This is a genomic window from Streptococcus sciuri, from assembly GCF_024814375.1.
GTDB lineage: Bacteria > Bacillota > Bacilli > Lactobacillales > Streptococcaceae > Streptococcus > Streptococcus sciuri.
On record NZ_JANUXX010000006.1, the window covers coordinates 60,569 to 87,491 of the forward strand.

Annotated in this window: 23 protein-coding genes; 3 read left to right on the forward strand and 20 right to left on the reverse strand. The window is 38.3% G+C overall.

Going from position 1 to position 26,923, the window contains the following annotated elements; translation table 11 throughout:
* Positions 1 to 87: 87 nt before the first annotated feature.
* The 3 genes from tsaD to tsaB are packed head-to-tail and all read right to left on the reverse strand — an operon-like array spanning position 88 to position 2,197.
* A complete protein-coding gene (gene tsaD, locus NXS10_RS05815; protein ID WP_259138692.1) occupies positions 88 to 1,101 on the reverse strand; it encodes a tRNA (adenosine(37)-N6)-threonylcarbamoyltransferase complex transferase subunit TsaD in 1,014 nt (337 codons plus the stop codon).
* A 9-nt stretch (positions 1,102 to 1,110) separates the two neighbouring features.
* A complete protein-coding gene (rimI, locus tag NXS10_RS05820) occupies positions 1,111 to 1,524 on the reverse strand; it encodes a ribosomal protein S18-alanine N-acetyltransferase (protein WP_259138694.1) in 414 nt (137 codons plus the stop codon).
* Positions 1,508 to 2,197, reverse strand: a complete 690-nt coding sequence (gene tsaB / locus NXS10_RS05825; protein ID WP_259138696.1) for a tRNA (adenosine(37)-N6)-threonylcarbamoyltransferase complex dimerization subunit type 1 TsaB — start codon at positions 2,195 to 2,197, stop codon at positions 1,508 to 1,510. The genes rimI and tsaB overlap by 17 nt, the downstream gene beginning before the upstream one ends.
* Positions 2,198 to 2,379: 182 nt before the next feature.
* Between tsaB and NXS10_RS05830 the strand changes: the two genes are divergently transcribed.
* Together NXS10_RS05830 and rnjA are read left to right on the forward strand one after the other, a co-directional pair.
* Entirely contained in the window at positions 2,380 to 2,610 is a 231-nt protein-coding gene (locus NXS10_RS05830) for a DNA-dependent RNA polymerase subunit epsilon (RefSeq protein WP_259138698.1), read from the forward strand.
* Between the two features lies 1 nt (position 2,611).
* On the forward strand, positions 2,612 to 4,318 hold the full coding sequence (rnjA, locus tag NXS10_RS05835) for a ribonuclease J1 (RefSeq protein WP_259138700.1): 1,707 nt from the start codon (positions 2,612 to 2,614) through the stop codon (positions 4,316 to 4,318).
* A gap of 14 nt (positions 4,319 to 4,332) precedes the next feature.
* On the opposite strand, the gene NXS10_RS05840 is transcribed toward rnjA, so the two are convergent.
* From NXS10_RS05840 to NXS10_RS05900, 13 genes are all read right to left on the reverse strand, one after another.
* Complete coding sequence (locus tag NXS10_RS05840) at positions 4,333 to 4,974, reverse strand: putative bacteriocin export ABC transporter (protein ID WP_259138702.1); 642 nt, start codon at positions 4,972 to 4,974, stop codon at positions 4,333 to 4,335.
* Positions 4,971 to 7,028 (reverse strand): bacteriocin-associated integral membrane family protein, encoded by a 2,058-nt coding sequence (locus tag NXS10_RS05845; protein ID WP_259138704.1) that lies wholly within the window; start codon positions 7,026 to 7,028, stop codon positions 4,971 to 4,973. Before NXS10_RS05845 ends, NXS10_RS05840 begins: the two co-directional genes overlap by 4 nt.
* Positions 7,029 to 7,138: 110 nt before the next feature.
* Entirely contained in the window at positions 7,139 to 7,381 is a 243-nt protein-coding gene (locus NXS10_RS05850) for a lactococcin 972 family bacteriocin (RefSeq protein WP_259138848.1), read from the reverse strand.
* A 141-nt stretch (positions 7,382 to 7,522) separates the two neighbouring features.
* The gene (gene glnA / locus NXS10_RS05855; RefSeq protein WP_259138706.1) at positions 7,523 to 8,869 is read right to left on the reverse strand and encodes a type I glutamate--ammonia ligase; all 1,347 of its coding nucleotides are present in this window, start codon (positions 8,867 to 8,869) and stop codon (positions 7,523 to 7,525) included.
* Positions 8,870 to 8,899: 30 nt separating this feature from the next.
* On the reverse strand, positions 8,900 to 9,271 hold the full coding sequence (locus NXS10_RS05860) for a MerR family transcriptional regulator (protein ID WP_259138708.1): 372 nt from the start codon (positions 9,269 to 9,271) through the stop codon (positions 8,900 to 8,902).
* Positions 9,272 to 9,345: 74 nt separating this feature from the next.
* The gene (locus NXS10_RS05865; protein ID WP_259138710.1) at positions 9,346 to 9,876 is read right to left on the reverse strand and encodes an FUSC family protein; all 531 of its coding nucleotides are present in this window, start codon (positions 9,874 to 9,876) and stop codon (positions 9,346 to 9,348) included.
* Positions 9,877 to 9,961: 85 nt separating this feature from the next.
* Positions 9,962 to 11,158: a phosphoglycerate kinase gene (locus tag NXS10_RS05870; protein WP_259138712.1), complete on the reverse strand. Its 1,197-nt coding sequence runs from the start codon at positions 11,156 to 11,158 to the stop codon at positions 9,962 to 9,964.
* A 124-nt stretch (positions 11,159 to 11,282) separates the two neighbouring features.
* Entirely contained in the window at positions 11,283 to 12,293 is a 1,011-nt protein-coding gene (gene gap, locus NXS10_RS05875; protein WP_259138714.1) for a type I glyceraldehyde-3-phosphate dehydrogenase, read from the reverse strand.
* Positions 12,294 to 12,548: 255 nt separating this feature from the next.
* A complete protein-coding gene (gene fusA, locus NXS10_RS05880; protein ID WP_259138716.1) occupies positions 12,549 to 14,627 on the reverse strand; it encodes an elongation factor G in 2,079 nt (692 codons plus the stop codon).
* 249 nt (positions 14,628 to 14,876) lie between these two features.
* Complete coding sequence (gene rpsG / locus NXS10_RS05885) at positions 14,877 to 15,347, reverse strand: 30S ribosomal protein S7 (RefSeq protein WP_259138718.1); 471 nt, start codon at positions 15,345 to 15,347, stop codon at positions 14,877 to 14,879.
* A 20-nt stretch (positions 15,348 to 15,367) separates the two neighbouring features.
* Positions 15,368 to 15,781 (reverse strand): 30S ribosomal protein S12, encoded by a 414-nt coding sequence (gene rpsL / locus NXS10_RS05890; RefSeq protein WP_115271088.1) that lies wholly within the window; start codon positions 15,779 to 15,781, stop codon positions 15,368 to 15,370.
* A gap of 192 nt (positions 15,782 to 15,973) precedes the next feature.
* The gene (gene dtd / locus NXS10_RS05895; protein WP_259138720.1) at positions 15,974 to 16,417 is read right to left on the reverse strand and encodes a D-aminoacyl-tRNA deacylase; all 444 of its coding nucleotides are present in this window, start codon (positions 16,415 to 16,417) and stop codon (positions 15,974 to 15,976) included.
* A 10-nt stretch (positions 16,418 to 16,427) separates the two neighbouring features.
* Complete coding sequence (locus tag NXS10_RS05900) at positions 16,428 to 18,650, reverse strand: RelA/SpoT family protein (RefSeq protein WP_259138722.1); 2,223 nt, start codon at positions 18,648 to 18,650, stop codon at positions 16,428 to 16,430.
* A 126-nt stretch (positions 18,651 to 18,776) separates the two neighbouring features.
* Here NXS10_RS05900 and nrdI point away from each other — a divergent pair, with 126 nt between their 5' ends.
* Complete coding sequence (gene nrdI, locus NXS10_RS05905) at positions 18,777 to 19,232, forward strand: class Ib ribonucleoside-diphosphate reductase assembly flavoprotein NrdI (RefSeq protein WP_373318038.1); 456 nt, start codon at positions 18,777 to 18,779, stop codon at positions 19,230 to 19,232.
* A gap of 27 nt (positions 19,233 to 19,259) precedes the next feature.
* Here the strand turns inward: nrdI and argH are convergent, their stop codons facing one another.
* The 4 genes from argH to NXS10_RS05925 form a co-directional block, all read right to left on the reverse strand.
* Positions 19,260 to 20,642 (reverse strand): argininosuccinate lyase, encoded by a 1,383-nt coding sequence (gene argH / locus NXS10_RS05910; RefSeq protein WP_259138724.1) that lies wholly within the window; start codon positions 20,640 to 20,642, stop codon positions 19,260 to 19,262.
* Positions 20,643 to 20,678: 36 nt separating this feature from the next.
* Positions 20,679 to 21,881 carry an argininosuccinate synthase gene (locus NXS10_RS05915; protein WP_259138726.1) on the reverse strand — a complete coding sequence of 401 codons (1,203 nt, stop codon included), beginning with the start codon at positions 21,879 to 21,881 and terminating at the stop codon, positions 20,679 to 20,681.
* A 183-nt stretch (positions 21,882 to 22,064) separates the two neighbouring features.
* The gene (locus NXS10_RS05920) at positions 22,065 to 24,947 is read right to left on the reverse strand and encodes a type III restriction-modification system endonuclease (protein ID WP_259138728.1); all 2,883 of its coding nucleotides are present in this window, start codon (positions 24,945 to 24,947) and stop codon (positions 22,065 to 22,067) included.
* Positions 24,948 to 24,956: 9 nt separating this feature from the next.
* A complete protein-coding gene (locus NXS10_RS05925; protein WP_263008842.1) occupies positions 24,957 to 26,843 on the reverse strand; it encodes a site-specific DNA-methyltransferase in 1,887 nt (628 codons plus the stop codon).
* Positions 26,844 to 26,923: the final 80 nt, after the last annotated feature.

Here is a 26,923-nt window from a genome sequence, read left to right on the forward strand (position 1 = left end):
TCCCTCAAAAATATTTTACTCATTATAGCATATAGCTTTACATATGTAAATAAGGGAAAATCTCTAGCACAAAGAAAAAAGGATTATTTAATCTAGATAGTCAAAGGCTAAGCTAGGCTTTGCATTAAGAGAAAGTGGAGCAAAATGTCCCTGTTCATATTCAATAGCAGCTGCTAGCGCAATCATGCCAGCATTATCACCGCACAATCTAATCGGAGGAATAACGACATCAACGTCATTCATCTCTAAAGATAGACGTTCTCTTAGACCTTGATTGGCAGCGACACCACCTGCTACTACCAGAGTTTCAACAGGGTAAATACTCAAGGCTTTTTTAGTTTTTGTTATCAAAATATCAAGTACTGCTGCCTGAAAAGAGGCTGCCAAATCCTCTTTTGCAAGTGATTCACCTTTTTGATTCGCATTGTGATGTAGATTAATAAAAGAAGATTTGAGTCCAGAAAAAGAAAAGTCTAGATTATCTTCTTTAAGCATGGCACGAGGAAAAGCATAAATATCTTTTCCTTTGTGAGCAAGCTGATCTATTTCACGTCCTGCTGGATAAGTTAAGCCCATGACACGTCCAACCTTATCATAGGCTTCTCCAACTGCATCATCACGTGTTTCACCCACAATCTTATAATCACCCTCTTTTCTGACATAAACAAGCTCAGTATGCCCTCCACTAATGAGTAGGGCAAGTAATGGGTATTTTAGCTCTTTTTCTGTCCTTGCTGCCATAAGATGTCCTGCCATGTGATTAACCGAAATGAGAGGTAAGCCATTTGCCCAAGCAAAAGCTTTTGCAGCAGCTAAGCCGACAAGCAAAGCTCCCACAAGACCAGGACCATAAGTCACAGCAATCGCATCTACGTCACTCACTGTAATCTTTGCTTCTGATAAGGCATCTTGGAAACAAGCCGTAATAACCTCAACATGATGACGACTAGCCACCTCAGGCACTACTCCACCAAAACGCTTATGACTCTCGATTTGACTAGCGATGATATTACTTAATAACTCTGTCTTGTTTTTAATAACAGCAACACTCGTTTCATCACAAGAACTTTCAACAGCTAAAATATAACAATCTTTACTCATATTTTCTCCTTATCGTTTCATAATAATAGCATCCTCTACTGGATTATGGTAATAATGATACCGCTTACCAATTGTTTTAAAACCCGCTTTCTGATACAGATGTTGAGCTCTTACATTAGAAGAGCGCACCTCTAAAAAAATAGGAGAAGCAAGGTCATCTAGTTTATCCAATAAAAGTTTCCCATATCCCTTTTTTTGATAAGAGCTTTTGACGGCAATATTAGTCAACTCACACTCGCCTACCAACTGTTGCAGGGATAAAAAACCGACTATTTCCTTAGCATCATACACAAAAAAGTAATCTGTGTTGGGATTAGTGATATCCAAAAGAACCTGTTCATAAGTCCACGGTGATGTCCCATAGACCTCTGTCAATACCTCAAAAACAGCTTTGGCCGTTTCTATTTCAAACACGCTTGACATAAGTTTTATTTTCTGGTTCATTATGATTTTTAAGCCAATTTTCCTCAGCTTCGACACGTTTGAGGTACTTAGGAACAAAAGCCTCCACATCAACTGGCAAAAGTTGCGCACCAAATCGTCCAATTAAAGTTGCTGAAGGTAGCGTTGCTGTTATCCGTGCTGTAGGAAAAACGGTCTTTATTTGTTTCAAAAAAGAATCTACCTCTCCTACAAAATGGATATGTTTCTCATCTTTTAGACTTGATAAAACATCACTAAATGCCATATAAGTATCCGCTTTTATTGCTTTTCCATCACGGTAAAAACCGACATAGACATGTTGACGTCTAGCATCTATAATTGGAACGAGCAAGTCACCAGATTTACCACAGTCTGTGAGTGAATATAAACTAGATATACCAACCAATTCAATGCCTAAAGTATAGGCCAACGTTTTAGCAGTTGCAACAGCCACGCGCAAGCCTGTATAAGACCCTGGACCTTCTGCTACAACAATACGATCTAAATCTTGTGGCAACAACCCTACAGACTCCATTAAAAAATCAATAACCGGCATTAGGCTAACGCTATGATTCTTTGTGATATTTATAGTTGTCTCTGCCAGTACTGACTCCCCATCCAAAACAGCAACAGACAAGGCTTTACTAGAAGTATCAAACGATAAAACTTTCATGATTTACTTTCCTTATACTTGATTGTCTCTATTATTTTATGATATAATTGAGATAATTGCAACGAATCAAGGTGAAATCAACTACTCCATTTCTCATTTTTATAGATACTATCAAGTCTCTTTTGGGACTTGATAGATTTATAGTAGAATGATTAACCGTTTTGCTATTAGAAAGGATTGACATGATTTACAAAGTTTTTTATCAAGAATCAAAAGACCGTAGCCCACGTCGTGAGCAAACTAAAGTCCTTTACTTGGATATTGATGCTACAAACGAACTTGAAGGACGCATCATTGCTCGCAAACGTATCGAAGAAAACACATCTTATAACGTTGAGTTTATCGAATTATTGTCTGACAAACATTTAGCATACGAAAAAGAAACCGACGTTTTTCAAATAACGGAGTTCTAATATGTCACAAATACATTTAAAACCAGAGGAGGTTGGAGTATACGCTATCGGTGGCTTGGGTGAAATCGGTAAAAATACCTATGGAATAGAATATCAAGACGAGATTATTATCGTTGATGCTGGTATCAAATTTCCAGAGGATGACCTACTTGGGATTGACTACGTCATCCCTGACTACTCATATATCGTTGAAAATCAAGACCGTGTCAAAGCACTTGTGATTACACACGGTCACGAAGACCACATTGGTGGTATTCCATTTCTTCTCAAACAAGCCAATATCCCTGTCTATGCTGGACCACTAGCATTGGCACTTATCCGTGGTAAACTAGAGGAACATGGTCTACTACGTGATGCTAAACTCTACGAAATCAACGCTAGTACTGAGCTAACCTTTAAAAACTTAAGCGTTACTTTCTTCAGGACAACACACTCCATTCCAGAACCTTTAGGAATTGTCATTGATACCCCTCAAGGAAAAATTGTCTGTACAGGTGATTTCAAATTTGATTTTACACCCGTTGGAGAACCAGCTGACCTTCATAAAATGGCGGCTCTTGGCGAGGAAGGTGTACTCTGCCTCTTATCAGACTCTACAAACGCTGAAATTCCAACCTTTACCAATTCAGAAAAAGTTGTTGGACAATCTATTATGAAAATCATTGATGGCATACACGGACGTATCATCTTTGCTTCTTTTGCGTCAAATATCTTTCGTCTACAACAAGCGGCTGATGCTGCTGTCAAAACGGGACGTAAGATAGCTGTTTTTGGGCGTTCGATGGAAAAGGCAATTGTCAACGGAATTGAACTAGGTTACATAAAAGTACCAAAGGGAACTTTTATCGAACCAAGCGAGCTTAAAAACTACCATGCAAGCGAAGTCATGATTATGTGTACGGGTAGTCAAGGTGAGCCAATGGCAGCTCTTGCTCGAATTGCAAATGGCATGCACCGCCAAGTTTCCTTACAACCAGGTGATACCGTCATCTTCTCATCTAGCCCTATCCCAGGAAACACTACAAGTGTCAATAAACTCATCAACACTATCCAAGAAGCTGGAGTTGAGGTTATCCATGGCAAGATTAACAATATTCATACCTCTGGACACGGTGGTCAACAAGAGCAAAAACTCATGCTTCGCTTGATCAAGCCAAAATATTTCATGCCAGTTCACGGTGAGTACCGTATGCAGAAGATTCATGCCAGTCTAGCACAAGATGTCGGGGTTCCAAAAGACAACATCTTTATCATGGAAAATGGGGATGTCTTAGCTCTCACCAAAAATAGCGCACGTCGTGCTGGACATTTCAACGCCCAAGATATTTACGTCGATGGTAATGGTATTGGTGATATTGGTGCCGCAGTCCTTCGCGATCGCCGTGATCTTTCAGAAGACGGTGTTGTCTTAGCAGTGGCGACTGTCGACTTTAGGTCCAAAATGATCTTGGCGGGACCTGACATTCTTAGTCGTGGTTTTATCTACATGCGTGAATCTGGTAACCTCATTCGGGAAAGTCAGCGTATCCTCTTTAATGCCATTCGGATTGCCCTAAAAAACAAAGAAGCAAGTATCCAATCGGTCAACGGTGCCATTGTCAATGCTCTTCGTCCTTTCCTTTATGAGCGTACAGAGCGCGAACCTATTATTATTCCAATGGTACTGACACCAGATAAACCACATCAAAAAACAAGAAAGAAAAAATAGCAGGTAGCAACTTGCTATTTTTTTGATTCTAAATACAGTATTCTATCGCACGCATGGGCAATCTCTAAGTCATGAGTGACAAGTATAACTGTTTTTCCTTGCTGCTGTAAATTCTTCAACAATGACATGATCAATTGTTTATTACCATCATCTAAAGAGCCAGTCGGCTCATCCGCTAAAATCAACTGACTCGGTTTAATCATAGCGCGCGCTACGGCGACCCTCTGTTGCTCACCTCCAGATAAAGTCGCTACCAGATCTTTTTCACGATTAGGTAGCCCAACTTTATCAAGTGCTTGAGCAATTTTCTCTTGTTTTTGACTTTGAGATAACCTTTCATACTTGAGAGCTAGCTCCAAATTTTTCTTGACAGTCGCATTATCTAGCAAAGCAAAATTTTGAAAAAGATAACTTATATCATGACGTATTATTTTTTGGGCACGCATCGTATTAGCTTTGATATTTGCCATCTGATTGAAAGTATAAATTCCTTCATAGTCGCTGTCTATTAGCCCTAAAATATTGAGCAAACTTGTTTTACCACAACCACTGGGACCAACAATAGCTAACATTTCTCCAGATGTAATCGTACAAGATAAATCATCAATAACTATTTTAGTGCCATAACGTTTTGTTAAATGTTCAATTGTTATCATACTTCACCTCTCTTTAGATTATCCGCTAGCAATTTTTTCTCGCTTCGACTGATTAACAACATCAGAACTGATAAATCAAAAATACTGTATAATCCAAATAACGCTACAACGATAAGGCTTGGTGTCAAAAATACTAAGATACAAAGAGGGATACAATAGCTCACCAAAAGTAGCGAGAATAACAATTTAAACCTATCATACAGTCTCCACCCTAATAAGCGTGTTGTATTGAGATACTGGTGCTTACAGCGCAAAAGTATAGTTGCTAGAAAATAAGATACAGCCAGATTTAAAACAACAAAAATACCAGCCAAACCTAAAAGATTTTTCAAACCATCTTCTAATGATGAAACATTTGTTTGGGCAATACTTGACAAAGAAGACCACTTCACATCAGTCCCATTATGACCCAAAGACGCTACACTTTCTGCCTCAGCAAGATTTTGATTTGTATTTTTAAACTTGATAGGACTATTAAGACCTGTTGTCGCTAAATAGGCAGACTCTTCATACGCCAGATGGTCAGTGACTAATAAGAAAATCGGATTCGTTACTTGTTGATTCGATACATCACTAAAGGAAAACACTGTTTTTTTCTGTGAATAATAGTTTATCTTGATAGGTACACTTACTTTTTCTTGTTGTTCATAAGGCAATAGAGAAATAGCATACTGACTGAGTTGTTCTTTTAAACCCTTTTCTTGAGATCTTAATCTTTCTGGCACTAGGAAAAGTCTCACATCTGTGTTGTCATCCTCTACAGGTAAATCAATGGATTGTAAATAATGATGATTCACAGACATAATAGGGAGCTTTGAGGGAGATAGTGTATCGTAGCGAATATAGTAAGCTCCAATCTCTTTTTCTAAGGTCGTATAAACCTTTGCAAAATACTGATAAAAAGAAGGGGTATTACTAACCATAGCATTATTCAGTTGATCATCTAACTTATAAGCTTCTATCGTGACAAGGTGAGAAGCATATTTATGCCAAAGTGTATAATTAGCTCGTGCTGACGCCAAGTCTTTTAAGTTAGGAATGGCTATCAAACTAACCACAGCCACAACACCAATCATAAACAGCTTAACCGTATAACCAATGTATTCTCCAGCCTTATAGTTATTAAAACCACGCAACATAGCTGAAATAGTAATTGTTTGGATAAGGGAAAAGACAAGTAAGCTCAGCAAGGAAAATAATAGAAATACAAGACACTGACTCCATACCAAGCTCATCAGATAATACTGTGGTTTCGCTTTTAGAAAGCTACAGCAAAAGTCCATTATAAAACTAGTTAGAATGAGTGTTAATATTTGGGGCTTAAGATAATCAATAAAAATAGCAAGATTGCTATAACCAAGTGTTTTCATAATACCGATAGACTTCATCTGCGTCAGAGGATAGATGAAAATACCGAGTAATAGCATGATAACTAAAATAATCAAAATGATAACTGTGATGATAACGTTTTTATTAACATACCCAACTTCTACAAACATTTTTTGCTCTGTCAACTCTTTAGAAGTCACTCCTAAAAAAGCTGAAATATCGTTCAAAATAGCCTCTTTAGAATATGGTAAGGTTGAAGTTATGGTGTAACTTCCATTGATAGAGTTGGCATGATTTTTGAGATAAGTGGACAATTGCTGAATGCGAACTGTCTTTGCATTTAAAAAAACAGAAACAGAACCAAGACGATCTTTTTGGGATACATTCGTGTAGATGCCGTCAGGATTGTTTTTAAAACTAAGGTGATTTAAACCAAGATTGGATACTGGAAACGTTTCTTCATCGAAAACACCTGACTTTACCACGTCGTTATCTTGAAAGTCTGTCTTCACAATAGAGACATGATATTGTTTACTTAACTGCTCAAACAAGGATAGCAGTTCCTTTGGTGATTGACTACTTTCTCTGATATAAAAAGAAGTGGTATAGAATGATGATTCGATATTATTAACACGTACCATCTCTTTTATTTTGAAAAAATGAGTGAGCAAAAAACCAAGGCAAATCATAATGGTTGCCAAAATGAGAAGTAATGCTTTCTTCATCTCTCCCCTCCTTAGGTTGTTCTAAAAAATCACCTCGTTATCAACACATCACTTCTAAATTCTTGTGTTAACGGAGGTGACCCTGCTTTTTACCTATCTATTGTTTATTTTTAAAATCCGTAGAAATATTCCAATCCTGTTGGAGGTATTTTTCGAAGTGTTGATTTTGCCCAATTACCAGCTGCTGCACGTTGACTATTGGTATAACCTGATCTACCGTTACGGACACTTGCCGTATGGGAGCGGCTAGGATGGTGATAATCTGAAAAACCAAATGTTCCATTCCAACCTACACCATAATTCCATGTTCCACCAGCTACAGAGACTGCCAAGGCTTTCGTGGATAGACCAATAACATCTAAAAACCAACAGAAAACATTGGAATCACCCCTCTTTTTTTAGTAAATTTATTATATCATGAAAGCGTTTTTTTGTAAAGGATTTTGTTAGAAAATATAACAAAAAAAGATTGGAAAATTCATTCCAATCTTTTTTTAATATAAGTCTAAATAATTGTCAATTTCCCATTGTGAGACAAAGGCAGCATAGCTAGACCACTCAATACGCTTCGCTTCCAAAAAATTAGTTGTAATATGATTACCAAGCGCAGCTTTCACTACTTCATCTTCCTCAAGAGCTTTAAGAGCATTATGTAGCGTTGAGGGTAAATCTACAACTCCAGCCGCTTTACGCTCAGCAGGAGACATCACATAGATATTAGATTCAACTGGAGCTGGTGCTTCAATATTATTCTTAATACCGTCTAAACCGGACTCAAGTAAAACAGCAAGTGCCAAGTAAGGGTTTGCTGTTGGGTCAACTGAACGTAGCTCAAGTCGTGTTCCCATTCCACGAGAAGCAGGCACGCGAATCAGTGGAGAACGGTTGCGACCTGCCCAAGCAATATAAACAGGCGCTTCATAGCCAGGAACCAAACGCTTGTAAGAATTAACCGTTGGATTCATAATAGCTGTAAAGCTATAAGCATGCGCCATCAAACCACCTAAGAAAGCATACGCAGTCTCTGACAATTGCATACCGCGAGGATCTTTAGGATCGTAAAAAGCATTATTTCCTTCTTGGTCAAACAAAGACATATTGCAGTGCATACCTGAACCATTGATACCAAATTTTGGTTTCGCCATGAAAGTTGCGTATAGACCATGCTTACGAGCAATTGTCTTAACAACAAGCTTAAAGATTTGGATATTGTCACATGCCCTCAAAACATCAGCATACTTAAAGTCAATCTCATGTTGACCTACCGCTACTTCATGGTGACTTGCTTCCACTTCAAACCCCATTTCTGTCAATACATTGACAATTTCACGACGAGTATTGTCTGCAAGGTCAGTTGGTGCTAAATCAAAATAACCGCCTCTATCATTGACCTCCAACGTTGGATCACCTTTTTCATCAAGTTTAAAAAGGAAAAACTCCGGTTCTGGACCAAGGTTAAAAGATTTGAAACCAACTTCTTCCATATGTTTAAGGGCACGTTTAAGATTACCACGTGGATCTCCTGCAAACGGTTCACCTTCTGCTGTGTAAATATCACAAATCAAACCTGCTACAGCACCATTCTCTCCTCCCCAAGGAAAAACAGTCCATGTGTCCAAGTCTGGGTAAAGATACATGTCAGATTCATTGATACGAACGAACCCTTCGATTGAAGAACCGTCAAACATTGCTTTATTTGATAATACCTTATCTAGCTGTTCTTGTGTTGCCGGAATTTCAACATTTTTTAGTGTTCCTGCAATATCTGAAAACATCAAACGTAAAAATGTTACATTTTTTTCTTTTACTTCACGACGAATGTCTGCTGCTGTGATTGTCATTTTGTCTCCTTAGATTTACTGCATTAGCGCCTAAAAGCGACCGTTACCAATGGTTTGTGAAAGAGTCGCAAAGCGACCTTGATTTTGAAGTTCATCACGTAAAATACGTCTTACGTCTTCGTCTGTTAGAGCTTGTTGTTTTTGTAAACTACGATCTTTGCGATCTGCATACTCCCGCTTGATAGCGGCAATATTAAGACCCTCATCAAGAAAGTCCTTAATTTCTAACAAGCGATCCATGTCATTTAATGAGAACATGCGACGATTTCCTGATGTTCTCTCAGGTGAAATCAACCCTTGATCCTCATAGTAACGAATCTGTCTAGCAGATAAATCCGTCAACTTCATGACAGCACCGATTGAGAATACTCCCATACTACGACGTAATTCTTTACCTTTCATGATATCTCCTTTCACTACTTCATTATAAAACCTTTACCAAATTATGTCAAGAATTTATGTTATATTTTATAACATCATCTTTTTTGTGCTTTCTTTTTAAGAACTCGCTGTCGCAACCAATCAATATCAGTATTGACCAAAGTAGCAATAAAGACACCACAGAAAGTCTCAAATACTCTTGCAAAAACATATAAAATCGTATTGCCTGTAGGAATAGAGAGTGTAATAATAAGTAAGGCCGCTACCGCTCCTATGACACCTGATTTATTATCAATAGCAACATTTACCATGATACATAGCATAGTCAGTATCGGAACAAAAAAGAGCGTAACCCAAAATGCCTCACAAAACCAAATCTTTAGCAAAAAAAAGAGAAGAGCTAACAGCCCACCAATACTGTTTCCAATAATGCGTGACACACCAAAATGGACACTCTTATCAAAATCTTCACGTAAGCTAAAGACAGCCGTCAAAGCACCAATTTGTAGCCCCTCCCAATCAAAGATATGAAAAACTAATAAAACAATAAAAACAGCAAGACCTGTTTTAATCGTCCTCATTCCCAAATGAAATTTATCAAATGAAAACTTGTATTTTTTTAACATAACACATCCTAATCTTTTTGATTAGTTCTATTCTAGCATAACTTTACCAAAACGAAAAGAGCTGTAAAAACAACTCTTTTACGCATTATTTATCAGTAAGTGCTGCAAGACCTGGAAGTTCTTTACCTTCAAGCAATTCCATAGAAGCTCCACCACCTGTAGAAATCCATGAGAATTTGTCTGCACGACCAAGGTTGATAGCTGCCGCAGCTGAGTCACCACCACCGATAATTGATTTAACGCCTGGTTGTTTAACGATAGCGTCCATTACACCGATTGTACCAGCTTGGAAGTCAGGGTTTTCAAACACACCCATAGGTCCGTTCCAAACAACTGTTTTAGCACCAGTCAATTCTTCGTCAAATTTAGCGATAGATTTTGGACCGATATCAAGACCAAGGAATCCAGTATCTACAGCTGCACCTTCAGTATCTTTAACTTCAGTGTAGTCAGCAAAAGCATTAGCTTCTTTTGAGTCAACTGGCAGGATTAATTTACCGTCAGCTTTAGTCAAAAGTTCTTTAGCAACATCAAGTTTGTCTTCTTCAACAAGTGAGTTACCGATTTCGATGCCTTGTGCTTTAAGGAATGTATAAGTCATACCACCACCGATAAGGACTTTATCAGCTTTCTTCAACAAGTTTTCAATAACACCAATTTTATCTGAAACTTTTGAACCACCAAGGATTGCGATAAATGGACGAACTGGTTTTTCAACAGCTTCTTGGATGTATGCAATTTCATTTTCAAGAAGGAAACCTGCAACGGCTTTTTCAACATTTGCAGAAATACCTACGTTAGATGCATGTGCACGGTGTGCAGTACCAAATGCATCGTTAACAAAGATACCATCACCAAGTGAAGCCCAGTATTTACCGAGTTCTGGATCGTTTTTAGATTCTTTTTTACCGTCAACATCTTCAAAGCGAGTGTTTTCAACAAGAAGAACTTCACCATCTTTAAGGTTGTTGATAGCTTCTTCAAGTTCAGCACCACGTGTAACACCTGGAAAGACAACTTCTTGACCAAGTTTTGCTGCCAAATCAGCTGCTACTGGAGCAAGAGATTTACCCTCTTTATCAGCTTCTTCTTTAACACGTCCAAGGTGAGAGAAAAGAATTGCACGACCACCTTGTTCGATGATATACTTGATAGTTGGAAGAGCCGCAGAAATACGGTTATCGTTAGTGATAACGCCATCTTTCAAAGGCACGTTAAAGTCAACACGGACAAGAACTTTTTTGCCTTTCAAATCAACGTCTTTAACAGTCAATTTAGCCATTAGTAAAGCTCCTTATAATTTTTTTACCGTTATATTATACCATATTTTTCACAAAGTTTCTAAAAATAATCTAAAATAAAAAAGAAACTAGAGAAAACTCTAGTTTCTTTTTAGCTGACAAAAATTATTTAGCAATTTTTGCGAAGTATTCAAGAGTACGAACAAGTTGTGAAGTGTATGACATTTCGTTATCGTACCATGAAACAACTTTAACCAATTGGTGTCCATCAACAGTTTGAACTTTAGTTTGAGTTGCATCAAACAATGATCCGTAAGAGATACCAACGATATCAGAAGATACGATTTGATCTTCTGTGTAACCGTAAGATTCGTTTGAAGCTACCTTCATAGCTGCATTCACTTCTTCAACAGTTACTTCTTTATCAAGAACTGCTACCAATTCAGTAACTGATCCAGATGGAACAGGAACACGTTGTGCAGCACCGTCAAGTTTACCGTTTAATTCTGGAATAACAAGACCAATAGCTTTAGCAGCACCAGTTGAATTAGGAACGATGTTTGCTGCTGCAGCACGAGCACGGCGAAGATCACCTTTGCGGTGTGGTCCATCAAGAACCATTTGGTCACCGGTATAAGCGTGGATAGTAGTCATCAAACCTTGTTTTACACCAAAGTTATCTTGCAAAGCTTTTGCCATTGGTGCAAGACAGTTAGTTGTACATGAAGCACCTGAGATAACTGTTTCAGTACCATCAAGAATTTCATGGTTGGTGTTGAAAACAATAGTTTTAACATCATTTCCGCCAGGAGCTGTAATAACAACTTTCTTAGCTCCGCCTTCGTGCAAGTGTTTTTCAGCAGCAGCTTTAGTTGCAAAGAATCCAGTAGCTTCAAGAACAATTTCTACACCGTCAGTTGCCCAGTCGATTTGTTCTGGATCACGTTCAGCAGAAACCTTAACAAATTTACCGTTAACTTCAAATCCGCCTTCTTTGACTTCTACAGTACCATCGAAACGTCCTTGAGTTGTATCATATTTCAACAAGTGTGCAAGCATTGCTGGATCTGTAAGGTCATTGATACGAGTTACTTCAACACCTTCAACGTTTTGGATACGACGGAAAGCAAGACGTCCGATACGACCGAAACCGTTAATACCAACTTTAACTACCATTAGTGATTTCCTCCTTATGAAAATCAATTAAATAATATTTTTAAGAGAGACAAGCTCTCAAACAATGTGAAAAGATTAACTTGATTAGTTATTCAAGTCCTTTCAACACTTCATATTATATACTTTTTTCATTAAAATTGCAATCTTTTTGCTATTATAAGTTTAAAAAGTAACTAGAGAGTTTCCTTTTTGACAAACATATCACATCATAAGATAAAATAAGAAGCACTTTCGTGCTTCTTATTTTATCAGTGATTATTCACCACTATTTTTCTTAATGATTTCTTCTTGAACAGATTTAGGAACGTCTTCGTAATGATCAAATACCATCATAAAAGTACCACGTCCTTGGGTAGCTGAGCGAAGAACAGTTGCATAACCAAACATTTCTGCAAGTGGCACATAAGCACGAACCACCTGAGTATTACCGCGAGCTTCCATACCATCCACACGTCCACGGCGAGCTGTCACATGTCCCATAACGTCCCCAAGATTTTCTTCTGGTGCAGTGATAGTTACAAGCATCATTGGTTCAAGAATAACCGGTTGTGCAGTTTTTGCAGCTTCTTTCAATGCTAGGGAAGCAGCAATCTTGAAGGCCGTTTCAGATGAGTCAACATCATGGTATGAACCATCATAAAGTTTCGCTTTGATGTCAACCATAGGATAACCAGCAAGAACACCGTTAGCCATAGATTCTTGAAGACCTTTTTCTACTGCAGGGATGAATTCACGAGGAACGACACCACCGACGATTGCATTTTCAAATTCGAAGCCTTTTCCTTCTTCGTTTGGTGTAAATTCAATCCAAACATCACCAAATTGTCCTTTACCACCAGATTGGCGTTTGAAAAATCCTCGAGCTTGAGTAGAAGCACGGAAAGTTTCACGGTAAGATACTTGTGGCGCACCTACATTTGCTTCAACCTTGAATTCACGACGCATACGGTCAACAAGGACATCCAAGTGAAGCTCACCCATACCTGAAATAACTGTTTCACCAGTTTCAACGTTCGTTTCAACACGGAATGTTGGATCCTCTTCGGCGAGTTTTTGAAGCGCAATACCCATCTTGTCTTGGTCAGCTTTAGATTTTGGCTCAACCATCAATTGGATAACTGGTTCTGGAACTTCAATTGACTCAAGAATAACTTTAGCTTTTTCGTCAGTCAATGAATCACCAGTTGTGGTGTCTTTCAAACCAACAGCAGCGGCAATGTCACCTGAATAAACCGTTTCAATTTCTTTACGAGTATTGGCGTGCATCTGAAGGATACGTCCGATACGTTCACGTTTTCCTTTGCTTGTATTCAAAACATAAGAACCACTGTTCAACACACCAGAGTAAACACGGAAGAAAGTCAAACGCCCTACAAATGGGTCAGTCATAATCTTGAAAGCAAGCGCTGCAAATGGTTCGTCATCAGAAGCTGGACGAGTTTCTTCTTCATCTGTATCTGGGTTGACACCCTTGATAGCTGGGATATCAAGGGGGCTTGGAAGATAGTCAATAACCGCATCAAGCATCAATTGGACACCTTTGTTTTTGAAAGCTGAACCACAAAGAACTGGGTAGAACTCAACATTAATCGTTGCTTTGCGAATAGCCACTTTCAACTCTTCATTTGTGATCTCTTCACCTTCAAGGTACTTCATCATAAGGTCTTCATCAGTTTCAGCAACTGCTTCAACTAATTTTTCACGGTATTCTTGAGCTTGTTCAAGGTATTCTGCTGGAATATCTTCTTCGAGGATATCTGTACCAAGGTCATTGGTATAAATCTCAGCCTTCATCTTGATAAGGTCAATGATACCACGAAAATCATCTTCTGAACCGATTGGCAATTGGATTGGGTGAGCGTTTGCTTGCAAACGTTCATGCAAAGTACTTACTGAGTAAAGGAAGTCAGCACCAATTTTATCCATCTTGTTGGCAAATACGATACGAGGAACTCCATACTCAGTCGCTTGACGCCAAACAGTTTCTGTTTGAGGTTCAACACCTGATTGTGCATCAAGAACCGTTACTGCACCATCAAGAACACGAAGAGAACGTTGCACTTCAATAGTGAAGTCCACGTGTCCTGGTGTGTCAATAATATTTACACGAGTGTCTTTCCATTGAGCTGTTGTCGCAGCAGAAGTGATAGTGATACCACGTTCTTGTTCTTGCTCCATCCAGTCCATTTGAGATGCACCTTCGTGAGTTTCACCAATCTTGTGAATTTTACCAGTATAGTAAAGGATACGCTCTGTTGTAGTAGTTTTACCAGCATCAACGTGAGCCATGATACCGATATTACGAGTTTTTTCAAGTGAAAATTCGCGTGCCATTATGTTCTCCTATATTTTTAATTTACTTAGCTATTATACCATTATTTGGAAAAAACGGATAGGCAGGACCTACCCGTTCTTCTCATCATTTATAAAATGTGAACTCATTCTTTGTAAGCAGTCACATCCTATGAAATAGAATTCAGACTACAAATATCTGCCAAAAAGATAATCCTTCTTAGAGATTGAAGTTTTCCCACCAAGATTTCTATTTTGGCTAACATTTGCTTAACGTCTTTACATCTTGTCTTACCAGCGGAAGTGTGCAAATGCACGGTTAGCCTCAGCCATACGATGAGTATCTTCACGTTTCTTAACTGAAGCACCTGTATTGTTAGCAGCATCCATAATTTCTTTTGCAAGACGTTCTTTCATAGTGTGTTCACCACGAGCACGTGAAGCATTCACTAACCAACGAAGTCCAAGAGTTGTTCGACGTTCCGGACGTACTTCAACTGGAACTTGATAGTTAGAACCACCGACACGACGTGCACGCACTTCAAGTACAGGCATGATGTTATCCATAGCTTCTTCAAATACTTCAAGAGCATTCGTGTCAGTTGTTTCAGCGATTTGTTCAAACGCTCCATAAACGATACTTGCAGCCACTCCACGTTTTCCGTCAAGCATAACACGGTTGATAAGACGTGTTACAAGTTTTGAATTGTACAATGGATCAGCTAATACTTCGCGCTTTGGCGCTCTATTTTTACGACTCATTTTTTCTTATCTCCCTTCTATTATCCTTTAGGACGTTTAGCACCGTACTTAGAACGGCTTTGTTTACGATCAGCAACACCTGCAGTATCAAGCGCACCACGAACGATATGGTAACGTACCCCTGGAAGGTCTTTTACACGTCCACCACGGATAAGGACAACACTGTGCTCTTGAAGATTGTGTCCGATACCTGGAATGTAAGCTGTTACTTCGATTAGGTTGCTCAAACGTACACGAGCGAATTTACGAAGGGCAGAGTTTGGTTTTTTAGGTGTCATTGTACCAACACGAGTTGCAACACCACGTTTTTGAGGTGATGAAATATTAGTTGGAACTTTTTTGTGACTATTATAACCAACGTTAAGAGCTGGTGATTTAGATTTTTCTACTTTAGATTTACGTGGTTTACGAACCAACTGGTTAATTGTGGGCATCTACATTCTCCTGTTTTTTAGTTTTGGTTGATGATACACTCGGTGACAGCTACCATCTGTGTGTACTTTGCAACTATTGTCAGCACGTCTCTGTACACTTTTGAGAGACCAAAAGTAAAAAGTACCGTTTATTATAGTAACACGTTTCACCATTTTCGTCAATGGATTCTCACATTTTTTTGCTGTAAAAACTTAATGTTGCTTTGTATCAAGGATAATAGTAACTGGTCCATCATTTTCAAGACTAATCTGCATATCAGATCCAAAAATGCCTGTCTGTATTGGAACGTTTTGCGCTAACTGGCGATTGAACTGCTCGTAGTATCGCTTAGCAAGTACTGGCTCTGCTGCATTTGTAAAAGCAGGACGATTACCTTTTTTAGTCTCAGCAAATAAAGTGAATTGTGATACCGATAACACACTGCCTTTGATATCTTTAACCGATAAATTCATCTTGCCAGATTCATCTGAAAAGATACGCATGTTGACAATTTTGCGACAAGCGTAATCTAAATCTTTCTTAGTATCATCTGGTGCTATACCAACAAAAAGCAACAGACCCTCACCAATCTCAGAGATGACCTTATCTGATACTACAACTCGTGCCATTTTAACTCGTTGAATAATCACTCTCATAGCCATCTCCTTAACCGTTTGTACGCTTAACAGAGTAAACATCAGGAATAATTTTTATTTTGTCAACAACTGTCGTAAGATGAGATAGATTTGGAATACCAAAACTAACATGGATGTTAGCAAATTTCATGTCTTTTGTTGGCTGGGCATTGACAGTGGAAATACTTTTGGTAGCATTGCTAAGAGTTTGTAAAACATCATTTAACAAACCGCTACGATTTAGACCATAAATATCAATTTCTGCCATATAATCTTTGGAGTCATTTATTGCAGCGTCCCATTCCACATCAACCAAACGTTGCTCATAGTTTTCTTGACTTTTAAGATTGTGACAGTCCGCACGGTGAATAGCTACTCCACGTCCTTTGGTGATATAACCTTCAATGGCATCACCTGGTACAGGGTTACAACATTTGGCAATACGCATAAGTAAACCTGAGGCACCTTGGATAATTACACCGTTTTCGCTTCTGACTTTAAGGACTTCTTTTTTCTCTTTTTTTATCTCGCCTCCATTCATGAGTTCTTCAGCTTCTGCTTTAGCTTTTGCACGCTCTTCCTCACGGCGTTCCTTCTCTGTCAAACGATTAAAGACAGCCACAGGACTTAAATCACCAAAACCAACTGATGCATAAAGAGCTTCCTCACTACGCACACTGAAACGAGGTAAAATCGCATCAATATGCTTTTTATCCAAATATTTATTGGCTACATAACCCTGTTCTTGGAAATAAGATAACAGCATATCACGTCCTTTGCTAACAGATAGCTCTTTGTCTTGATTCTTAAAAAATTGACGAATTTTATTGCGAGCCTTATTGGTTTTAACAATCTTGACCCAATCACGACTCGGCCCAAAGGAGTTGGGATTGGTGATAATTTCAACAACATCACCTGTTTTAAGCTTAGCCGTCAAAGGAACCATACGCCCATTAACACGAGCACCAGTTGCTTTTTCGCCAACTTGTGTGTGAATGGCGTAAGCAAAATCAATCGGTCCTGAATCTCTTGGCAATTCTTGCACAGCACCTGTCGGTGTAAAGACATAGATTCGCTCTGTAAAAATGTCTTCCTTGACAGAATCAACAAACTCCTTAGCATCTCCTCCAGAATCTGCCTGCAACTCAACCAGTTCTTTAATCCAGTTCATCCCAAGAGCCTGCTCTTCGGAATTGACCTTACCTTTAATTCCTTTCTTATAAGCCCAATGCGCCGCTACCCCATACTCTGCAACTTCGTGCATTTCTTTGGTACGAATTTGAATTTCTATAGGACCTTTAGGACCATAGACTGTTGTGTGAATAGATTGATAGCCATTTGCCTTTGGCGCTGCAATATAGTCTTTAAAACGTCCCGGCATCGGACGCCACAACTCATGAATATAGCCAACCATAGCATAAACATCACTTGGGCTTTCCATAATACAACGAATAGCAATCAAGTCATATATCTGGTCAAAGCGTTTTTTCTTATCTCGCATTTTACGATAAATAGAGTAAATATGCTTAGGACGTCCATACACGTCACCATAGAGTCCCTGCTCTTCGGTGTAAGCTTTGATTTTATCGACAATCTCATCGACCAGTGCCTCACGTTCTCGACGTTTTTCGCTCATCATGTGAGAAATCTTATAGAACTCAACCTCATTGAGGTAACGAAATGATAAATCTTCTAGTTCCCACTTAATACGACTAATCCCTAAACGATGTGCCAATGGCGCATAAATCTCCATTGTCTCGCGTGAGATACGCTCTTGCTTATCCTTACGTAAATGTTTTAGCGTTCGCATATTATGCAGGCGATCGGCTAACTTGACCAAAATGACACGAATATCTTTTGACATTGCCATGAGCATCTTGCGGTGATTCTCTGCTAGTTGCTCCTCATGACTCTTGTACTCTACCTTACCAAGCTTGGTCACACCATCAACGATATCACGCGCATCCTTACCAAAGTTTTTTTCAATATCATCAAGCGTTCGATCAGTATCCTCAACCACATCATGTAAAAAGCCACATGCTACTGTAACTGCATCTAGCTGCAAATCTGCTAAGATACCAGCTACCTGAATAGGATGAATAATATAAGGTTCTCCTGATTGTCTCACCTGTGTGACATGAGCTTCTGTCGCATAATCAAGCGCTTTTTTGACGTAAGCTACGTCAAAATCATTCATATACTTTTTAGTGATTGCTACAACTTCGTCACCTGTTACATTTACAAATTTTGCCATACATTTCCTCATCTGAATTGTCTTTCTCCTATTGTACCACTTTTAAGACAAAAAGAGAAAGTCCTCAATCTAAAGAACTCTTGCAAGAGAGGCAACATTCTGTTACACTATTGACAATCAGGAGGAATCATGACTATTACTATCGTCTATATTAGCCTTAGTGGCAATACTGAAAGCTTTGTCAAACGCTTATCAAACTACTTAAAAGAGCAACAACAAATAGACACCAAGCTTATCAATATCAAAGAACTCAATCATACCACTTTTGCTGTGTGTGAACCTTTTGTCGCTATGCTACCAACCTATCTTGAAGGAGGCAACGGTGTAGATAACGGAGATATCGAAATCTTAACGACACCTCTTGGAGATTTTATCGCTGCTCATGATAACTACAAGCATTGCTATGGTATTGTCGGTTCTGGCAACCGAAATTTTAATCATCAATTTTGCTTAACAGCTAAACAATATGCTAAACGTTTTAACTTTCCTGTTTTAGATGAGTTTGAGTTGCGTGGTACATCTAGTGATATTGAACGTATTGCAAATAAACTTATCACAGCTCAAAAAGCATTCAGAGTATAAAAAAGCACCCTACAAGGTGCTTTTTGCTTAATCTAACTCTGCTTTTGCCTGCTCAATTTGCCATTTAACTTGATCAAAGCCAGTACCACCAAGAGAATGACGACGCTTGACTGCATTATAAGCATCTAAAACAGTGTAAATATCTTGGTCGATAACATCAGACAAGGCTTTGTAACTCTCTAGACTGACATCTTGCAAGTAGATACCTTTCTTACTACAATCAAGAACTAGCTTTCCTACAATTTCATGCGCTTTTCGGAAAGGAACACCTTTACTAGCAAGATAATCTGCGAGCTCTGTAGCATTGGAGAAATCTTTTTGAGTAGAAAGACTCATGCGCTCCTTATTGACTGTCATACTATCAAGCATGCCTGCAAGGATATCAATTGCCACCGTGATTGTCTCTGCGGTATCAAACATACCTTCTTTATCCTCTTGTAAATCTTTATTGTACGCCAAAGGAAGTGACTTCATCACAGTCAATAAACCGACGAGATTACCATAAACTCGACCAGACTTTCCACGAATAAGCTCTGCCATATCAGGATTTTTCTTTTGTGGCATGATGGAAGATCCTGTCGAGAAAGTATCAGACAAGGTGACAAACCGATATTCGTGACTACACCAGTTGATAATTTCCTCACAAAAACGGCTCATATGCATCATCAATATACTAGAGTTGGAAAGAAATTCTAAGATAAAATCACGATCAGATACCGCATCCAATGAATTACGGTAAGGTACAGAAAAGCCCATCAAATCAGTTGTCAAATGTCTATCAATCGGAAAAGTCGTCCCCGCCAAAGCAGCGGCTCCAAGCGGAGAAATATCAGCATGATTGACATTAAATTCAAAACGTTCACTGTCTCGTGTAAACATACTGTAGTAAGCCATCAAATGATGTCCAAAGGAAATAGGCTGAGCATGTTGAAGATGTGTATAGCCCGGCATGATGGTTTCAATATTATCCTCAGCCAGCTTGACAATAACATGACGTAAATGTTTTAGTTTAGCAAGTACTTCATCAAGCTTCGCTTTCAAATACAGATGCATATCAGTTGCAACTTGATCATTGCGTGAACGTGCAGTATGTAGTTTTCCTGCGACACTACCAATTTCATCGGTCAACAACTGCTCAATATTCATATGAATATCTTCATTGGTGACATCAAATCTCAGCTCTCCTGCTTGATATTTAGACAGTAAGGTTTCAAGTCCTTCTTTAATCATCTTTGCTTCATCTTTTGAGATGATATTAGCATTACCCAACATCGTCACATGAGCGATAGACCCCTCAATATCATATTGCGCCATCTTCTGATCAAAAGAAATGGAAGCACCAAATTCCTCTACCCATTTTTCAAGGCTTGCTTCAAAACGTCCGCCCCATAATTTATGATTTTCTGTCATACTCTGTCCTTTTTATCATTTTATCTGTTAAAAGCTTTAGTCATCTTGCTTAGGATGATTGACTTGGCTATTGACTTGTGTTGGCAATCCCCATAGCTTGATAAAGCCTACAGCTGCCTCTTGATCAAAACTATCAGCTGATGTATAAGTAGCTAGATTTTCATCGTAGAGGGAGTTTTCTGATTGACGAGCAACAACGACGGCTTGCCCTTTGTAAAGTTTTACTTTAGCAGTACCATTGACTACTTTTTGCGTTTCTTTAATGTAGGCAATAATCGATTTAGTAGCTGGACTAAACCAAAGGGCATTGTAGATGAGATTAGAGAGTTCATTTTCTAAAATTGGCTTAAAATGAGAAACCTCACGCACTAGAGTAATATCTTCAATTTCCTTGTGAGCAGCTAGGAGCGTCACAGCACCTGGACATTCGTAAATCTCACGTGATTTGATCCCAACAAGACGATTTTCAACATGGTCAATTCGACCTACACCGTGCTTACCAGCTTGATTATTTAGGGTCTGGATGAGGTCTGCTAACTTCATCTCTTTTCCATCTAAAGCAACAGGTATCCCTTCTTTAAACGTGATGTCAACATACTCTGGTGTGTTGGGAGCATCCTCGGCTGCAGCAGTGATTCCAAAAGCATCCTCTGGTGCTTGATTCCACGGATTTTCTAAAATCCCACATTCATTGGCACGTCCCCAGAGATTTTGGTCAACAGAGTATGGATTATCAAGGTCTGCTGGAACAGGTACACCATTTTCTTTGGCATATGTGATTTCTTCTTCACGAGACCACTTCCACTCACGGACAGGGGCGATTACTTTTAAACTTGGATCAAGGGCAGCAATTGCAACCTCAAAACGCACTTGGTCATTTCCCTTACCTGTACAACCATGAGCGATAGTGGTAGCTCCTGTCTTGTGAGCAATCTCAACTAACTTTTTAGAGATAATCGGACGGCTAAGCGCTGAGACTAGAGGATATTTTTGCTCATACATAGCATGTGCTTGTAGGGCATAAAGCACATAATTTTCCGCAAATTCATCTTTAACATCAAGAACATAGGACTCAATAGCACCAACTTTTAGCGCCTTGTCATGAATAAAAGCTAAATCCTTTCCTTCACCGACATCCATACAAACAGCGACTACATCATAGTCTTTTTTGAGCCAAGTAATGGCAACAGAGGTGTCAAGTCCACCAGAATAGGCTAATATGACTTTTTCTTTTGACATTGCAAATTCTCTTTTCTTTATAAATATTACCAATTACGGTCTATGCGTATAATTATACAACTACTTAACCCTTTCGTCAAGACCTTTTTGTAAAAAAATACAATTATTTTTAAAATATTCGTATACTATCACTTTTATTCTTATTTTCAAAAATTTTATATTTGCTAAAAAGAAATAATCGTGTCAATGTTCCAGCTTTTCCAACTCACTGTAGACGTCTTGTTCTGTTTCTGCTATCAGATAAGTAATATTATGCTCTTTGAGTTGGGAAAAGAATTCTTGTTGAATCGCAACAATTTGTTTATCGCTAATGCGCTTCCCAGACCCTTGGGCTTTTGTTTCTACCAACAAGTAAAGCTCTTTTTTATCATTACTTTCAATGATATAGACAAAGTCGGGCGTAGTAGTTCCGCCCATGTATTTAGGGATTTTTATAGCACGCTTTGGTAATTTTCCAAAAACAACAACTTTAGAATTATAACCATGCTTTAAAAGAGCCTTCTCCGTTGTTTCCGAATCATAACGAAGAGGCGGTAGTTCATATAAATGTCTGCCATCATCAAAGACACTGCTATCTTCATTTATCCCAATCGTCCGAGCTAGGATTTCGTCTTTAAAATCATCTAATCGAGTATCAAACACAGAAGTTGTCGCTTGAAAATCCAAGGGAAGATAATGATAACGTTGTGCATAGTTCTCCTCAAATGCTTGCCTAAAATCTCGAATTAAGTTATTCAAGGTGATTTCATTTAAATACTTTGTATTTCCTTCATGCTTTTCTTTTAAAACAACGATAAGTTCCTTATGCAATTGGGCTGGTTTTAGTTTCGTTGCCCTAGCTAATTTTATTAAAAAATCACCATAAACCATGCCCTCATAGGCTTTTTTCTCGTCATAATCAACCGTTTGTTTCCGAATTTCTGATAAACCTGTTTCTTCATCAGAATAAACTTCATCATGCGTTAGAGTAGCATATTGGAAAACAAAATTTTGCTCATTTTGCATGGTTTCTTTGATGAGAACTTGCAAATCATTGTCATTCAAACGGTCAAACTCCAGCATGTAACGTTTGGCAAAGGTTTGCCATAACTCCTGCATTTTTTTCCAATTATTTTTATTGAGTTTAATATACTCTTTAAACCTAGGTTGATTCTCGCAAATCCGATCTTTTCGCAATGTATTGTTTTCAAATACAAGAGGAAATAAGTCTTTTAACTTTTCAAATCCGCCCTCTTTAAACGCATTGCTACGATTGATAATTTGTTCATCATCTAATGTTTCTAAAAGACTATTCTTATCATATTCTGGATACTTATCTAAGATACGTGTCATCAACTCTTCTGTCAATTGACTGTCATCAAAAGTCATCTCCACATCTGCATTGACCTCTGAGATGAGGGTTTGAGCAAACTCTTTTTCATCATAACCGATTAAAAATTGTAAGCGGCTAGGTAACTCATCTTGCATCAGTCTGCGACCTGTTTCATCAACAGGCAGACGCAGACCTCGTCCTACTTCTTGAATTTTGGAATTTTCACTACCTGATGTCCTAAGTTTGGCAATGACAAAAACATTGGGATTGTCCCAACCCTCACGCAGAGTCCATTTGGAAAAGAGAAAACGCCGTGTTTCCCATTCTCCTTTATCATTTTTAAAGGATAATAACTTCTCTTTGTTCTTTAAAATATCATCGACTTCTGCCTGAATGGCTTCGTCACCAGTTCCACGATCTTCTCCAAAATAGCCTGCATGTACTTTATCAGATAGTTCAGCTAAAGTAGCACGTAAGAAAGAGAGGTATTCTTTTTCACGTGGGAGAGTTTTTTTATCGTATTCCTTGATGAGAGCTTCTACTTTTTGTCGCAATAATTTTTCAAAAACGAGTTTGAGCCAGCCGTCTTTATCACGATACGATTTGATAGAATCAATGAAAAAGAGAGATAAGGTTTTTACCTTTGCTTGATGGTCATTATCACGCATAAAATGTCGGATTTCTGCTTCAAAATGCTTATCAATCGCATCTCGAATAATCATTTCTTGATAGGAATTACTCATGGTAGCAGGGAGTAGAGTCATTCCTTTTGCCAATTTCAGTCCATTTGATAGGGTTCTATCTCCCTTGTAAGTGATATTGCCGTCTACATCTAGTGCATCACCTACATTATATGTATAAGTTTTAGACTGACGCTTCATGTCAACTTTTTTCTTGCCAAAAGAATCAACGGTCAGTTTATCCTGTGCGTCTGCTTCTTTGACATTGGGATAATAAATATCAATTCCTTTAACAAGACCATTATTAAAGGCGGACACGGCATTCAGATTAAATTGTGGTTCCCCTCGGTAGTAATCTTTTTTTATATTTTTACCCGTACCAACATCTGGGAAAGTGGCCCCTAAACGGATAATCAGTTGTGCATTTAATTTTTCAATCGCCTTATAGTTTGCTTTATCTCTTGGAAAGCGATGAGGTTCATCAATCAAAACAACTGGTTTTGTCGCCTGTAACCCCTTTATCGGATTTGTCCAGCCTGATAGCAAGGTTTGCATATAGTTCTTCTCGGTCATATTTTTTGAATTGAGCATACCTGCATTGATAAGTAGGACTTGAATGGTTGAGGAATTTAACCTGTCTCCTTCAATAAATTCAACCAGATGGGCTGGTAACAAACCTTTTTTGCTATTGAAATCTCCTGCATTGATAACACTTAAGTTGATTCTTGCATTTTCATAATACTGGGAAAAATGTTGCTTGGCATAGTCGGCCTCTATAAAATTTTTCCAGCCTTCCTTAATCGCAGGACTAGGAACGACCACGATAAATTTAAAAAGACCATATTTTTGATGGAGGTCGTACATGGCACGAACACCGACATAGGTTTTTCCTGTGCCTGTTTCCATCTTAATATCAATATTGCAATTATCTTGTTCGCGCCCTTTTATCAAAGGATTAGCATAAATATAGTGAGCGTTAGGGTCGGTGCTAGTCTCATCCAATCCATAAAAAGCGTCATCTATTGCTTTTAGGGCTTTTCGTTGATGGTCTAACTCTTCTAAGCAAATCTTCATCTTTTCCTCCTAATATCTCACAAGAATATTGATTTTGTTATCTAATTGGTCACAAGCTATTTCAAGTTCTCGTAGACTTGCCATGTCTAGGATATGGCCATAAATCACAAGTGTCTGAACGTTTAGTTGATTGGTGCCAATCTGGTTGACCAAGGCTTTGGTGTTTTCTGCTTTCCAATCCTTACGAATCAGGTACAAGCGTTGTTGATTGACATAAGGTAGCTCAATCCCTGAAAAGTCTACCATCTCAACTGGAACATCAAACTTATAGCCATCACTTGCTAGATAGGTGTGAAAAAGAGTATCGCCTCCACTATCTCCACCAGTAAGCCCTAGACTTTGAGCAGAAAAGTCATCAAGCATGTCATCAAATAAATCCAGTTGCAGGCTGTCATCAAATTCTAACTTTTCTAGCGTTTCTAGCTTAGGCGAAACCACTCGATAATGCTTGAAGCCTAGATCCAATACTTTCGCTTTCTCTGGATTTTCTGACTTAATCTTTTCTGCGGCTTTCTCAATCCTTGCACGAGAAATCTGGTCAATGGACTGATAACCCGCTTGATAGGCAGCTGCTCCTCCTTTAGTGGGAACTTTCTTTCCATCAGAATTGACTGTATAGGTGGGTTCTGGTAAGGTACACATGATAAACTGACGCTTTCCTCCGTCCTCAGCATTTAGCTGCATAACCGCATCCGCTGTGGTGGAAGAGCCAGCGAAGAAGTCGAGAACACACAAATTGTCATCACCAACCATACTTAATAACATTTTTATATAATTTGGATTTTTAGGCATGGAGAAGAGCTTTTTTGAATCAAAACCTTTATAAACAAATGCAGCTGTTTCTGTTTTTAAATCCCATTCATCAGTTGAATTAATAAGACTTTTTTGCTGTTTATAGATATTTCTATCTTTTTCATAAATACTATCTTTTTTAAATAATAAAGAATTATTGTCAAATAACTCTTGAAACTTCTTCTTTGTATAAGTATTTTCTAAAACTGTTCCATTTTTTATTGATTTATATACTTTATATCCTTTAGAAATTAGCTCTCTGTCTATCTCATCATATTGTTCTGTTTTTAAAATCAAATCCTTTCTATTAATATACACAGAATAATCTTTCTCTCCTCCGTGAGCAACCGGATTTGTACTTTCTCCAACAAGTATCCTTTTACCATGAGAGTAATATCCAATTTCATCCTTACTTAAATCATTCTTTTTAACTACATTTTTAAAAGAATTGGAAAAATAAATATTTTTAGTATATATATGTAAATATTCGTGATTTATTGATACAAACTTACCATTTTTCCTTCCTTTAGGGTTATTTTCAATAGCTAAACTTGCCACAAAATTAGTTTCCCCAAACACTTCATCCATCAAGAGTTTTAGATTAGCTTGTTCGTTATCATCAATTGAAACAAAGATGACACCCGTGTCTTTGAGTAATTTTTTTGCCAGATACAAACGGGGATACATAAAGGTCAGCCAAGCACTATGGGTGGATTTTCCTTGAATAGACTTAAGTCGTTGCAGTTCCTCATCAGTCAAATTAAACATATTTTGCAAGGTATCATCTGAATACTCAAACTTATCTGAATACACAAAACCGTCTGAGCCTGTATTGTAAGGCGGGTCAATATAAATAACGTCTATCGACTTGGTATAATTTTGTTGCAAATGCCGCAAAACTTCTAGATTATCCCCTGTGAAAAAGAGATTTTTGCTGTCTTGATTTTCTGCTTTTTCATTATGTTCTTTATCAGGAACAATGACTGTCGTTGGACGCTCTCCAGACTGCTTGCGAGCAATATTTTTTCTGATAAAGTCCAGACGGTAACCACTTGTTAATTCCTCAACTTGATTTTCCTCCAAAGATCGCTTGAATTTCTCCAAATCAAAACTCCCAGCCTTCACCAAAAGACCGTTCTCATCGAACGTATCTTTTGTAAAGAATTCTGGGAGTTTTTCTCTCA